This is a genomic window from Bradyrhizobium sp. MI1.4, from assembly GCF_055811315.1.
Genome location: NZ_JBVVPP010000040.1, coordinates 53,066 through 65,511, shown reverse-complemented (window position 1 = coordinate 65,511; position 12,446 = coordinate 53,066). Strand labels below are relative to the sequence as shown.

The following is a 12,446-nucleotide window of genomic DNA, read 5'->3' as shown; positions in this document are numbered from 1 at the left end:
CGCCCGGGGCTGCCCCCCTCCCTGACCCTCCCCCACAAGGGGGGAGGGAACGGAGAGGGCGGAGTTCGGCCGCTTGGAAACCTGAGGGTCGACCCGAATCACGCCGCACCCCCGATCCGCAGCTCCCGCGAATCGATCCCGAGCGGGGCATGGGTGGCGGCGACGATCAGGCCGCCGCGCGCCAAGTGCCCGCGCATCAATCCGGAAAACATGTCCTGTCCCGCGACATCGAGCGCCGTGGTCGGCTCGTCCAACAGCCAGACGGGGCGGCGGACGGTGAGCAGGCGGGCCAGCGACAGCCGGCGGCGCTGGCCGGCGGACAGGAAGGCGGCGGGCAGATCGGCGGCATGGTCGAGCCCGACGGTGGCGAGTCCCTTGCCGGTGTCGAAACGCTCGCCGCCGAGAAAATCGGCCCAGAACGTCAGATTCTCCGCCACGCTCAGGGCTGGCTTCAGGGCGTCGCGATGACCCAGATAGTGGCATTGCTCCGGCAACGTCAGCTCGGCGTCACCCCCGTCCAGCGCGATCGTGCCGCTCGCCGGAATGAGCAGGCCCGCGATCAGCCTCAGCAGCGAGGTCTTGCCCGATCCGTTGCGGCCGACGACCGCCACGGCTTCGCCGGAGCCGGCCTCGAAATCGAGCCCGGAAAACACCTCGCGCCCGCCCCGCACGCAACTGACGCCGCGTCCGGAAAGCTGCATCTTGCCTCGTATCGATCCGCTCAAAGCCAGGCCTCAGGAAAACTTGGGGTAGCGTATGGGAATTTTTGGCTCGCGGATTGCCGCGGCACGATTGTGGCTGTGGCGGCGCGGTTAGAAAGCTTCTATAAGCCCGGAACTACTTGATGCAGCAACTCAACCTGCCCCTGCAAGTGACTCAGCCTGCCTACGCTGACGGTGTTAAAATACCCTGCCGGGTATAACTGACAATTGGGATTTCCTACATGACCTCGCTCGACAGCTTCAAATGCAAAAAGACCCTCAAGGTCGGCGCCAAGACCTATGTCTATTACAGCCTGCCCACGGCCGAGAAGAATGGTCTGAAGGGAATTTCGAAACTCCCCTACTCGATGAAGGTTTTGCTCGAGAACCTGCTCCGCAACGAGGACGGCCGCTCGGTCAAGAAGGAAGACATCGTTGCGGTGTCGAAGTGGCTGCGCAAGAAGTCGCTGGAGCATGAGATCGCCTTCCGCCCGGCGCGCGTGCTGATGCAGGACTTCACCGGCGTGCCCGCCGTGGTCGATCTCGCCGCGATGCGCAACGCGATGCAGAAGCTCGGGGGGGACGCCGAGAAGATCAATCCGCTGGTGCCGGTCGATCTCGTCATCGACCACTCCGTGATCGTGAACTTCTTCGGGGACAACAAGGCCTTCGGCAAGAACGTCACCGAGGAATACAAGCAGAACCAGGAGCGATACGAGTTCCTGAAATGGGGCCAGAAGGCGTTCTCGAACTTCTCCGTCGTGCCGCCCGGCACCGGCATCTGCCACCAGGTCAATCTCGAATATCTCTCCCAGACGGTGTGGACCAAGAAGGAGAAGATGACGGTCGGCAAGAAGACCGGCACCTTCGAGGTCGCGTATCCCGACTCGCTGGTTGGCACCGATTCCCACACCACCATGGTCAACGGCCTTGCCGTGCTCGGCTGGGGTGTCGGCGGCATCGAGGCGGAAGCCTGCATGCTCGGCCAGCCGCTATCGATGCTGCTGCCCAACGTCGTCGGCTTCAAGCTGAAGGGCGCGATGAAGGAAGGCGTCACCGCGACCGACCTCGTGCTGACGGTGACGCAGATGCTGCGCAAGCTCGGCGTCGTCGGCAAGTTCGTGGAGTTCTTCGGCCCCGGCCTCGACCATCTCTCGGTCGCAGACAAGGCAACCATCGCCAACATGGCGCCCGAATATGGCGCGACCTGCGGCTTCTTCCCGGTCGATGCCGCCGCACTGGATTATCTCAAGACCTCCGGCCGCGCCTCGGCGCGCGTCGCGCTGGTGCAGGCCTATGCGAAGGCGCAAGGGCTGTTCCGTACCGCCAAGTCGCCCGATCCGGTGTTCACGGAAACGCTGACGCTCGACCTCGGTGATGTCGTGCCCTCGATGGCCGGCCCGAAGCGCCCCGAAGGCCGCATTGCGCTGCCGTCCGTGGCCGAGGGCTTTTCGCTCGCGCTCGCCAGCGAATACAAGAAGGCCGAGGAGCCGGGGAAGCGCTTCGCCGTCGACGGCAAGAACTTCGACATCGGCCATGGCGACGTCGTGATCGCCGCGATCACCTCCTGCACCAACACCTCGAACCCGAGCGTGCTGATCGGCGCCGGTCTTCTGGCGCGCAACGCCGCCGCGAAGGGCCTCAAGGCAAAGCCGTGGGTGAAGACCTCGCTCGCCCCGGGCAGCCAGGTGGTGGCGGCCTATCTCGCCGATTCCGGTCTCCAGGCCGATCTCGACAAGGTCGGCTTCAACCTGGTCGGTTTCGGCTGCACCACCTGCATCGGTAATTCCGGTCCGCTGCCCGAGGAGATCTCGAAGTCGATCAACGACAACGGCATCGTCGCGGCTGCGGTGCTCTCCGGCAATCGCAACTTCGAAGGCCGCGTCTCGCCGGACGTGCAGGCGAACTATCTGGCTTCGCCGCCGCTCGTGGTCGCCCACGCGCTCGCGGGCACCGTCACCAAGAACCTCGCCGTCGAGCCGCTCGGTGAAGGCAAGGACGGCAAGCCGGTCTACCTCAAGGACATCTGGCCGACGACCAAGGAGATCAACGCCTTCATGAAGAAGTTCGTGACCGCGTCGATCTTCAAGAAGAAGTATGCCGACGTGTTCAAGGGCGACACCAACTGGCGCAAGATCAAGACGGTCGAGAGCGAAACCTATCGCTGGAACATGAGTTCGACCTATGTGCAGAACCCGCCCTATTTCGAAGGCATGAAGAAGGAGCCGGAGCCGGTCACCGACATCGTCGAGGCCCGCATCCTCGCCATGTTCGGCGACAAGATCACCACCGACCACATCTCGCCGGCCGGTTCGATCAAGCTCACCTCGCCCGCCGGCAAATATCTCAGCGAGCACCAGGTGCGTCCGGCCGACTTCAACCAGTACGGCACGCGGCGCGGCAACCACGAAGTCATGATGCGCGGCACCTTCGCCAATATCCGCATCAAGAACTTCATGCTGAAGGGCGCCGACGGCAATATTCCGGAAGGCGGTCTCACCAAGCACTGGCCCGACGGCGAGCAGATGTCGATCTACGACGCCGCGATGAAATACCAGCAGGAGCAGGTGCCGCTGGTGGTGTTCGCCGGCGCCGAATACGGCAACGGCTCCTCGCGCGACTGGGCCGCGAAGGGCACCCGTCTGCTCGGCGTGCGCGCCGTGATCTGCCAGAGCTTCGAGCGCATCCACCGCTCCAATTTGGTCGGTATGGGCGTGCTGCCGCTGACCTTCGAGGACGGCACCTCCTGGTCGTCGCTCGGTCTGAAGGGCGACGAGAAGGTCACGCTGCGCGGCCTCGTTGGCGACCTCAAGCCGCGCCAGAAGCTGACCGCGGAGATTGTCTCCGGCGACGGTTCGCTGCAGCGCGTTTCGCTGCTCTGCCGCATCGATACGCTGGACGAACTCGAATACTACCGCAACGGGGGCATCCTGCACTACGTACTACGCAAGCTCGCGGCGTAAGCGCGGATTTGTGAACGGTGGCTCACTGCGAAGTGAGTAGTAGGTTACACGAAGGCGGCCTATCACAAGGCCGCCTTCACGCGTTTGCGGCAGGCTTCAGATGGGCCCGCCCGGCACAGAACCTCCCCTTGTACGGTTCTTGGACGGACAACAAATGTGTGAGGCCCGTAAGATTACGGTGACCATCCGGCGGTAAGATTTCCCTCTCACGAGCAATGGTGTGCGGCGTTCGACATGACAACAATGACGGCTTCTCATCTGGTTTCACGCTGGTCCGGTGCCCTCTGGTCGGGAGCTCTTGGTCTCTGTGCAATCGTCGCCGTCATCCGCCCTGCCGAGGCTGATCCCCGCGCCGTTGTCGAGTTGTTTACCTCGCAGGGCTGCTCCTCCTGCCCGCCGGCCGACAAGATCATCGGCGACCTCGCCCGCGATCCCTCGATCATCGCGCTGAGCATGCCGATCGACTATTGGGACTATCTCGGCTGGAAGGACACATTGGCCGATTCGCGCTTCTCTGCACGGCAGCGTGCGTATTCGCGCATGCGCGGCGACCGCGAAGTCTACACGCCGCAGGTCGTGGTCAACGGCTCCACGCATGTCGTCGGCAGCGACCGCACCGGCATCGAAAGCGCCATCGGCAAAACCGAGACGGGCACTGGTGTGATGAGCGTGCCGGTGACGATGTCGCTCGCGGGCAAGCAGATCAACGTCTCGGTGGCCGCGAGCAAGGAGCCGACGGCGTCCCACGGCGAGGTCTGGATCTGCTCGATTGCGAAGTCGGTGCCGATCGCGATCAGTCGCGGCGAAAATCGCGGACAGCAGGTCATCTATCACAACGTGGTGCGCAATCTGCTGAAGGTAGGCGACTGGACCGGCCGCCCGGAAAGCTGGACGGTGCCGATCGAGAACCTCACGCGTGACGGCGTCGACGGTGCCGTGGTCTATGTCCAGGACGGCAGCCGGGAGAGACCGGGCCCGATGCTGGGCGCGGCGTATACGTCGCTGCACTGACGCGCACTTCGAATCTTCCGACTCAAGCACACTCTCAATCCTCATGGTGAGGAGGCGCGTCAGCGCCGTCTCGAACCATGCAGGCCCTGCTGAGGCAGCTCGGCCTCGATCCTTCGAGACGCCGCTTCGCGGCTCCTCAGGATGAGGGGAAAGAGTTTTTGCTGAGATGGTGAGATATCCGTCGAGGCAGAAACATCCCGACCCAAACAAATCGACTCAAACAAAAAAGGACCAACTCGCGTTGGCCCTCCTTGTCGTGCGAACAGACCCGATCCTGACGGCCCCGGGGGGCTGGGGGCTGAGGAATCCGGAACCGAAAGGACCGGGTCAACGCACATAGGTCTTTTCGCAACGCAGGGCGGCAGTCGCTTGGCGGAAAAGCGGCGACACTATGATTCCTGCTAACGATCCCGTGACGGTTTGCCGCGACAGAGTTCCACCGCTGCGTGTGGGCGGATTGGCTCCGATTCCAAGGTCCTTCCAAGGGCCCTTGCGGTGGGGAACAGTTGGCGCGATCATGCAACCGTCATGATCCGCGGTCGAGGGACGGTCTTCCCGGACGCGGTCATGCTGATGCGACAGGAGGCGGCCTATGAGTCTGTCGGAGGATACCGATCCGAGCGAACAGCGTGCGGCGGCGCGCCCCGCCGCTTCGAATGCGCAACTGAGCCGCGTGACGTTCAACCGGCTCGAGCTGCACCGTATTCTCAATCTCTACGGCCGGATGGTTGCCGAAGGCGAGTGGCGCGACTATGCCATCGACTTCCTCAGGGATCGCGCTGTGTTCTCGGTCTTTCGCCGCGCCTCGGAAGTGCCGATCTATCGTATCGAGAAGGATCCGCGCCTCGCGCGCAAGCAGGGCATGTACAGCGTGATCTCGGCGACGGGCTTGATCCTGCGCCGCGGCCACGAACTGGAGCGCGTGCTCCTGGTGATCGATCGCAAATTGGCGGTGGTGTAGCAGGGATCCAGTAGCCCGGATGAGCGTAGCGACATCCGGGTCTTTGCTTGCAGCGTTCCCGGGTATCGCTTCGCTCACCCGGGCTACGGGCCTTACTTCCCCGGCACGCTCTTGGCGCCCTCGCCGAGGCTCCGCTGCATCATTACCGTGTCCAGCCAGCGGCCGAATTTCAGCCCGACGCTGGGATGCGTGCCGATCATTTTGAAGCCGGCCCTGGTGTGCACGCCGATCGAGCCGGCATTGGTGGAATCCCCGATTACCGCGATCATCTGACGGAAGCCGCGTGCCTCGCATTCGACGATCAGCCGCTCCAGCAGGAGCGCCCCGATGCCGCGGCGGTGGAAGGATGGATCGAGATAGATCGAGTTCTCGACCGTGAAGCGGTAGGCCGGGCGGGGCCGGTAGGCACCGGCATAGGCGTAGCCGGCGACGCGCCCGTCGAGGATGCCGACGAAATAGGGGTAGCCGCCATCGATCAGCGTGCGGTAGCGGCGCGTCATCTCGGCAAGGTCGGGCGGCTCCAGCTCGAACGTCGCGGTGCCCTCGCGGACAGCCTGCCGATAGATGGCCGTGATGGCGGGGAGGTCGGCCTCGGTGGTGGGCCTGATATCGGGTGCGGACATGCCGCAAGATTAGAGCCTTCCCGGGGCGGCTGGAAGAGGCAACCGTGCTTCCTCATACTCCGTCCTTGCGAGAAGCCCTTGCGACGAAGCAATCCAGAAATGCACCAGCGGAGGGACTCTGGATTGCTTCGCTGCGCTCGCAATGACGGTGGGTGTTGAGAGGCTCGCCCCAAACAAAAACCCCGGCCTCTCGGCCGGGGGTTGCTGTCGTCCACTCTGGGCTGGCGCTTAGTCGCGCTGGCCGAGGAGCTGCAGGAGCAGCGTGAACAAGTTGATGAAGTTCAGGTACAGCGACAGCGCGCCGGTGATGGCCGCACGCTCTGCGATGTCACCGCCGGCCGAAGCGTAACCGTAGATGTAGTCGTTCTTCAGCCGCTGGGTATCCCAGGCGGTGAGGCCCGCGAACACCAGCACGCCGACCACCGACACGACGAACTGCAGCACCGAGCTCGCCAGGAACAGGTTCACCAGGCTCGCGATGACGATGCCGATCAGGCCCATGAACAGGAACGAACCCATTCCGCTCATGTCACGCTTGGTGGTGTAACCGTAGAGGCTGAGCGCGCCGAAGGTCGCCGCGGTGATGAAGAACACCCGGACGATCGAGGTGTGCGTGAACACCAGGAAGATCGAGGACAGCGAGACGCCCATCAGTGCCGCGAACACCCAGAACAGGATCTGGGCGGTCGAAGGAGCGAGCCGGTTGATGCCTGCCGAGATCACGAACACCATGGCGAGCGGCGCGAGCATGAACAGCCACTTCAGGGGGCTGACGAACATCGCGTAGCCGAACGGCGTCAGGAACAGCTTGCCGACCCGCACGGCTTCCGGGGTCGGAACGTCCGTCACGGCGGCCATGTAGACGCCGAGGGCGGCAAGGCCGGTGATGGCCAGGCCGATGCTCATGTAGTTGTAGATGCGCAGCATGTAGGCGCGCAGGCCGGCATCGACCGTCGCGGCGTCAACACGCCCGGCGGCCCTGCCGAAAGGAGAAGCGTAATTGCGGTCTAGGTCCGACATGGTCGAATTCCCGTTGGTTGGTCCGGTCCGGCATGAGGGTCGCCATGCCGCCGGTTCGTCAAATTCTATCTCGGATACCGATGTCTGCCGACTAAATTTTGGCTAACAATCGGGGCTCCGAACCCATTCGATATGTGGGAAACTAACACATTCGCTGCAACCGTCCACGCGCGGCTGAATGTCGCCCTTACCTGCAATCCAGACGAGCGGACGTGGTTAATCGCTGGAATCGTGCGATTTCGCTCCCGTGCCGCCGCCCGCTACCATTTGTCACAAATTCCGCAACACCGTGGCGGGCTTTTTGTTCAACGCCAGCAGGGTGCCGGCGAGCCCGAGGCCGACCGTGACGACCAAGGCAGCCGCGACCACGCCGGCTGCGCTGCCGCCCTGCCAGACGAAAGTGAGGGTCATCAGCCGGGTCACGATCATCCAGGCCGCGACGCTGCCGGCGAAAACGCCGAAGACCGCGGTGGCAAGCCCGATCAGGAGGTATTCGAGCGCATAGGCGCCGAGCAGCCGCAGCCGGGTCGCGCCCAGGGTCTTGAGGATCACCGCATCGTAGACCCGGTGGCGATGGCCGGCGGCGAGCGCGCCGCCGAGCACCAGGATCGCCGAGATCAGGGTCACCGCGCTGGCGCCGCGGATCGCGAGCGCCAGGTTGGTCACGACCGAGCCGACCGTCTCCATCACCTCGCGCACGCGCACGCTCGTCACCATCGGATAGGCGTCAGCGACCTCCTTGATGATCTTGCCGTCGCCGGCCGCATCGCCGCCGGCTTCCGTCAGCGTCGCGATGTGGGTGTGCGGCGCGCCCTTGAATGCGTTCGGCGAGAACACGAGGACGAAATTGATGCCGAGGCCCTGCCAGTCGATGCTGCGCAGATTGCTGATCTTCGCGGGGATGTCGCGGCCGAGGATATTGACCACGACCTCGTCGCCGACCTTGAGGCCGAGTCCGTCCGCGATCTTCTTCTCCATCGAAACCAGCGGCGGGCCGGAATAATCGGCGCTCCACCACTCGCCCTCGACCACTTTGGAGCCCTTCGGCAGCTCGGCGGTATAGGTCAGGCCGCGGTCGCTCTGCAGCACCCACTCGGAATCGGTGCTGGGCTTGAGCTCCTCGGCGCGGACACCACGGGCTCCGACGATCCGTCCGCGCAGCATCGGCACGTCGTCGACTTTCGCGCCAGGGGCGATCTGGCGCAGGTATGTGTTGAACTGCTCGGCCTGCGTGCTCGGAATGTCGATGAAGAAGAACGATGGCGCGTGCTCGGGCAGCGCCGCCAGGAACTGCCGGCGCAGATTGCCGTCGATCTGGGTGATGGTGACGAGCACGGCGAGCCCGAGCCCGAGCGACAGCACGACCGAGGGCGTCAGCGCGCCCGGCCGGTGGATGTTGGCAATCGCAAGTCGCAGCATCGGCCATCGCGTGCGCGGCAGCCGCCGCGCGATAGTCATCAGCAGGGCGGCAATGCCGCGGAGCAGCGCGAACACGACCACGGAGGAGGCCACGAACACCGCGGCGATGCGCTTGTCGAAGGACAGCCCGATCACGACCGCGATGAGCAGCGCGATCACGACGGCCATGAAGACGAGATAGCTCCAGCGTGGCCGATGCCATTCGGAGCTGATGGTGTCGCGGAACAGCGCCGCCACCGGCACGTCGTGCACTCGCCCGAGCGGCCACAGGCCGAAGGCAAGCGCCGTGAGCAGCCCGTAGACGAACGACAGCGCGAGCTCGTCGGCATGCACCGCCGGCACCACCGGCAGGGGCAGCAGCTTGCCGAATAGGCCGACGATCGCGAACGGCATGGCGGCGCCTAGTGCGAGGCCGATCACTGAGCCGATCGCGGCGAGCAGGAGAACCTGGGCGAGATAGATGCCGAACACGTCGCGCCCGGTGGCGCCGACGGCCTTGAAGGCCGCGATCACCTCGAGCTTGTGGTCGATATGGGCCTTGACGGCATTGGCAACGCCGACGCCGCCGACCAGCAGCGCGGCGAGGCCGACCAGCGTCAGGAACTGCGTGAAGCGGTTGATGTTGCGCTCGAGCTGCGGCGAGGCATTGGAGCGGCTGCGGACCTCCCAGCCGGCCTGCGGCGCGGCGTTGCGGGCGTCCGCGATGAAGGCGTCGGTGGCGCGCTCGTCGTTGGCGATCTCCGGCAGCTTCACACGATAGACCCAGCGCACCAGGCTGCCGGCTTGGACGAGCCCTGTCGCGCGCAGGCCCGCTTCGCTGATCAGGAAGCGCGGGCCGAAGCCGATGCCGCCTGCGAGCTTGTCGGGCTCGGCTTCGACGGCGCTGCGGATCTGGAACGTCGCAGCCCCGACGGTGACGCGATCGCCGGTCTTGAGCGACAGCCGCGCCAGCAGTGTCGGATCGGCGGCCGCGCCGAACGCGCCGTCGCGCTCCGCGAGCAACTCGGACATCGGCAGCGGCGGCGCCAGCGTCAGCTGGCCCAGCATCGGATAGGAGTCGTCGACCGCCTTCATCTCGACCAGGGCCAGCTTGCCCTCGGCCGAGCGCGCCATGCCGCGCAGTGTGGCGGCGCTCGAGACGGTGCCGCGCGAACGCAGGAAGGCGACTTCCTCCGGCTTCGCCTCGCGCTGAAACAGGACGAACGACACGTCGCCGCCGAGCAGCGTACGGCCTTCGCGGGCGAGGCCGTCGCTCAGGCTCGCCGAGACCGAGCCGACGCCAGCGATGGCCATCACGCCGAGCGCGATGCAGGCAATGAAGACGTAGAAGCCGCGCAGGCCGCCGCGCAATTCGCGCAGCGCGTAACGCAGCGACAGCGCGACGCCGTTGGGCTTCGCAAACGGTGCGGCAGCAGCACTCATGCCGGCGCCGACTGCGTGTCGATGCGCCCCGAACGGAGGCGGATCACGCGATCGCAGCGCTGCGCGAGCGAAGAATCGTGCGTGACCAGCACCAGCGTCATGCCGCGCTCGGCATGCTTGCTGAACAGGAGGTCGACGATCTGTTGTCCCGTGGCTTCGTCGAGATTGCCGGTCGGCTCGTCGGCGACGAGGATCGCTGGATCGGGTGCCAGTGCGCGGGCCAGCGCCACGCGCTGCTGCTCGCCGCCGGAGAGTTGGGTCGGATAATGATGCAGACGGTCGCCGAGCCCGACCGATTGCAGCTCCTGCGCCGCGCGCTTTGCGGCGTCGGGATTGCCCGCAAGCTCGAGCGGCACCGCGACATTCTCCAGCGCGGTCATGGTCGGGATCAAATGGAAGGACTGGAAGACGATGCCGACCTGGCGGCCGCGGAAGCGGGCCAGTGCGTCCTCGTCGAGGGCATTGAAAGGCGTGCCGTTGACCACCACCTCTCCGCTATCAGGACGCTCCAGCCCCGCCATCACCATCAGCAGCGTGGATTTGCCCGAACCTGACGGGCCGATCAGGCCGATCGTCTCGCTCCGGCCCACGCGCAAGCTGATATCCTTGAGGATGTGAACGCGTGCCGCGCCCGTACCCAATGACAGATTGACGTTGGAGATGGCGATGGTGTCGGCCGAACTGTCGGCGAGCGAAGAGGAAGAGATGCGAGTGTCCATGGTCCGGTCATATGGCAACTCCGCCCGCGCGGTCGAGAGGCGTTACGGATTGTTCATGCACATAGCCGTGTTGATGTTCGCTTTGATGACCGTCGCAAATCCGGCATGGGCTGAGGCGGCGAAACCGATCAAGCTGGTGGTTCTCGGCGATTCCCTGAGCGCGGGTCTTGGCCTCCCGGCCCAGGAAGCGTTCCCCACAAAGCTTCAAAAAGCTTTACAAGACAAAGGCATAGAGGTCGGCATGACCAATGCCGGGGTATCCGGCGACACCTCCTCGGGGGGCCGTGACCGGCTCGACTGGTCGGTCCCTGACGGAACCGACGGTGTGATCATCGAGCTCGGCGCCAATGATGCGTTGCGCGGCATCGATCCCGATTTGACCCGCACCGCGCTGACCGAGATCGTCCAGCGCCTCAAGGCGCGCAAGATCGCGGTGATGCTGTGCGGCATGCTGGCGCCGCCGAATTACGGCGCGGATTATGCTGCGCGCTTCAATTCGATTTATCCGGATCTGGCGAAAAAATTCGGCGTGCCGCTCTATCCGTTTTTTCTCGATGGTGTCGCGGCCGATGCCAAGCTCAACCAGGCCGACGGCATTCATCCGACCGCGGCCGGCGTCGATATCATCGTCAAGAATATCTTGCCTACGGTTGAGGCATTCCTTGGCACCATCGCTGAGCAACGGCGTTGAAAACCAGGCAACGCTAACCGTAATTCCCAGGGTTTTACCGGAGTAAGGCGCGCGATGCTTCGCAGGGTCACACAACTGCGATAGGAATTAGGGTACCGGTGATTCGTCGCCGGCTCTAAAATTTGGATATGATCTTGCCCTGGGATCATGCCCAAGCATCGGGAGTGCGAAACGATGCCGCGTTTGTTCACTGGTCTGGAAATTCCGGCCGAGATTGGCCAATCGCTTTCCAATTTGCGGGGCGGCCTTCCCGGCGCCCGCTGGATCGATCCCGAAAATTACCATGTCACCCTGCGCTTCATCGGCAATATCGATGGCATGTCCGCCAACGAAATCGCCTCGATGCTGTTTCGCGTCGACCGTAAGCCGTTCGAGGTCAAGGTGCAGGGTTTGCAGAGTTTCGGCGGACGCAAGCCGCGCGCGGTGGTCGCCACCATCGTGCCGAGCAAGCCGCTGATGGAATTGCAGGCCGAGCTCGAGCGCCTGATGCAGCGGATCGGCCTCGACCCGGAAGGCCGCAAGTTCATACCGCATGTCACGCTGGCCCGGCTGCACGACGCCACCGACCGTGACGTCGCCGATTATCTCTCGCTGCGTGGCTATTTTCCCAGCAAGGCATTCACGGCCGAACGGTTTGTTTTGTTCTCGTCCCGCGCCTCAACCGGCGGCGGCCCGTATGTGGTCGAGGACGCCTACGAGCTGTGTGAGTAGCGAAGCTCTCGTGCCCCGGACGCTGCGCAGCGCGAAGCGGTGCGCTGCAGAGCCGGGGCCCATTACGCGGCGATAGACGAACGGTCCTGTACGAAACAGTCGGTCCCGGCTCTGCGCAGCGTCACTGCGTGCCGCAGCGCGTCCGGGACACGGAATGCATAGCGCCCCGCCCCAATTCACGGCTTGCAATTTCCGCTCATCTCTG

General features: G+C 64.5%; 10 protein-coding genes. 5 read left to right on the top strand and 5 right to left on the bottom strand.

What is annotated here, in order from left to right; all coding sequences use genetic code 11:
* Nucleotides 1-98: 98 nt before the first annotated feature.
* The gene (gene ccmA, locus AC0L23_RS29900) at nt 99-701 is read right to left on the bottom strand and encodes a heme ABC exporter ATP-binding protein CcmA (RefSeq protein WP_085348699.1); all 603 of its coding nucleotides are present in this window, start codon (nt 699-701) and stop codon (nt 99-101) included.
* Nucleotides 702-943: 242 nt separating this feature from the next.
* Between ccmA and acnA the strand changes: the two genes are divergently transcribed.
* The 3 genes from acnA (at nt 944) to AC0L23_RS29885 (ending at nt 5,636) form a co-directional block, all read left to right on the top strand.
* Nucleotides 944-3,664 carry an aconitate hydratase AcnA gene (acnA, locus tag AC0L23_RS29895; RefSeq protein WP_018459820.1) on the top strand — a complete coding sequence of 907 codons (2,721 nt, stop codon included), beginning with the start codon at nt 944-946 and terminating at the stop codon, nt 3,662-3,664.
* 234 nt (nt 3,665-3,898) lie between these two features.
* On the top strand, nt 3,899-4,675 hold the full coding sequence (locus AC0L23_RS29890) for a DUF1223 domain-containing protein (protein ID WP_085348698.1): 777 nt from the start codon (nt 3,899-3,901) through the stop codon (nt 4,673-4,675).
* 592 nt (nt 4,676-5,267) lie between these two features.
* The gene (locus AC0L23_RS29885; RefSeq protein ID WP_018459822.1) at nt 5,268-5,636 is read left to right on the top strand and encodes a DUF2794 domain-containing protein; all 369 of its coding nucleotides are present in this window, start codon (nt 5,268-5,270) and stop codon (nt 5,634-5,636) included.
* Between the two features lie 92 nt (nt 5,637-5,728).
* Here AC0L23_RS29885 and AC0L23_RS29880 read toward each other — a convergent pair whose 3' ends face one another.
* From AC0L23_RS29880 to AC0L23_RS29865, 4 genes are all read right to left on the bottom strand, one after another.
* Nucleotides 5,729-6,259, bottom strand: a complete 531-nt coding sequence (locus AC0L23_RS29880; RefSeq protein WP_085348697.1) for a GNAT family N-acetyltransferase — start codon at nt 6,257-6,259, stop codon at nt 5,729-5,731.
* 228 nt (nt 6,260-6,487) lie between these two features.
* Entirely contained in the window at nt 6,488-7,279 is a 792-nt protein-coding gene (locus tag AC0L23_RS29875) for a Bax inhibitor-1/YccA family protein (protein ID WP_007598855.1), read from the bottom strand.
* A 270-nt stretch (nt 7,280-7,549) separates the two neighbouring features.
* Nucleotides 7,550-10,120 carry an ABC transporter permease gene (locus AC0L23_RS29870; RefSeq protein ID WP_473357669.1) on the bottom strand — a complete coding sequence of 857 codons (2,571 nt, stop codon included), beginning with the start codon at nt 10,118-10,120 and terminating at the stop codon, nt 7,550-7,552.
* Complete coding sequence (locus AC0L23_RS29865) at nt 10,117-10,839, bottom strand: ABC transporter ATP-binding protein (protein WP_018459825.1); 723 nt, start codon at nt 10,837-10,839, stop codon at nt 10,117-10,119. The genes AC0L23_RS29870 and AC0L23_RS29865 overlap by 4 nt, the downstream gene beginning before the upstream one ends.
* Nucleotides 10,840-10,894: 55 nt before the next feature.
* Between AC0L23_RS29865 and AC0L23_RS29860 the strand changes: the two genes are divergently transcribed.
* Both AC0L23_RS29860 and thpR read left to right on the top strand, forming a co-directional pair.
* On the top strand, nt 10,895-11,530 hold the full coding sequence (locus AC0L23_RS29860; protein ID WP_026233885.1) for an arylesterase: 636 nt from the start codon (nt 10,895-10,897) through the stop codon (nt 11,528-11,530).
* 174 nt (nt 11,531-11,704) lie between these two features.
* Nucleotides 11,705-12,241, top strand: coding sequence for an RNA 2',3'-cyclic phosphodiesterase (gene thpR / locus AC0L23_RS29855; RefSeq protein WP_007598862.1), 537 nt, complete (start codon nt 11,705-11,707; stop codon nt 12,239-12,241).
* Nucleotides 12,242-12,446: the final 205 nt, after the last annotated feature.

Coding starts and splice junctions, on each gene's coding strand:
- ccmA (WP_085348699.1), bottom strand. CDS start 701: ATGCAGCTTTCCGGACGCGGCGTCAGTTGCGTGCGGGGCGGGCGCGAG.
- acnA (WP_018459820.1), top strand. CDS start 944: ATGACCTCGCTCGACAGCTTCAAATGCAAAAAGACCCTCAAGGTCGGC.
- AC0L23_RS29890 (WP_085348698.1), top strand. CDS start 3,899: ATGACAACAATGACGGCTTCTCATCTGGTTTCACGCTGGTCCGGTGCC.
- AC0L23_RS29885 (WP_018459822.1), top strand. CDS start 5,268: ATGAGTCTGTCGGAGGATACCGATCCGAGCGAACAGCGTGCGGCGGCG.
- AC0L23_RS29880 (WP_085348697.1), bottom strand. CDS start 6,259: ATGTCCGCACCCGATATCAGGCCCACCACCGAGGCCGACCTCCCCGCC.
- AC0L23_RS29875 (WP_007598855.1), bottom strand. CDS start 7,279: ATGTCGGACCTAGACCGCAATTACGCTTCTCCTTTCGGCAGGGCCGCC.
- AC0L23_RS29870 (WP_473357669.1), bottom strand. CDS start 10,120: ATGAGTGCTGCTGCCGCACCGTTTGCGAAGCCCAACGGCGTCGCGCTG.
- AC0L23_RS29865 (WP_018459825.1), bottom strand. CDS start 10,839: ATGGACACTCGCATCTCTTCCTCTTCGCTCGCCGACAGTTCGGCCGAC.
- AC0L23_RS29860 (WP_026233885.1), top strand. CDS start 10,895: ATGCACATAGCCGTGTTGATGTTCGCTTTGATGACCGTCGCAAATCCG.
- thpR (WP_007598862.1), top strand. CDS start 11,705: ATGCCGCGTTTGTTCACTGGTCTGGAAATTCCGGCCGAGATTGGCCAA.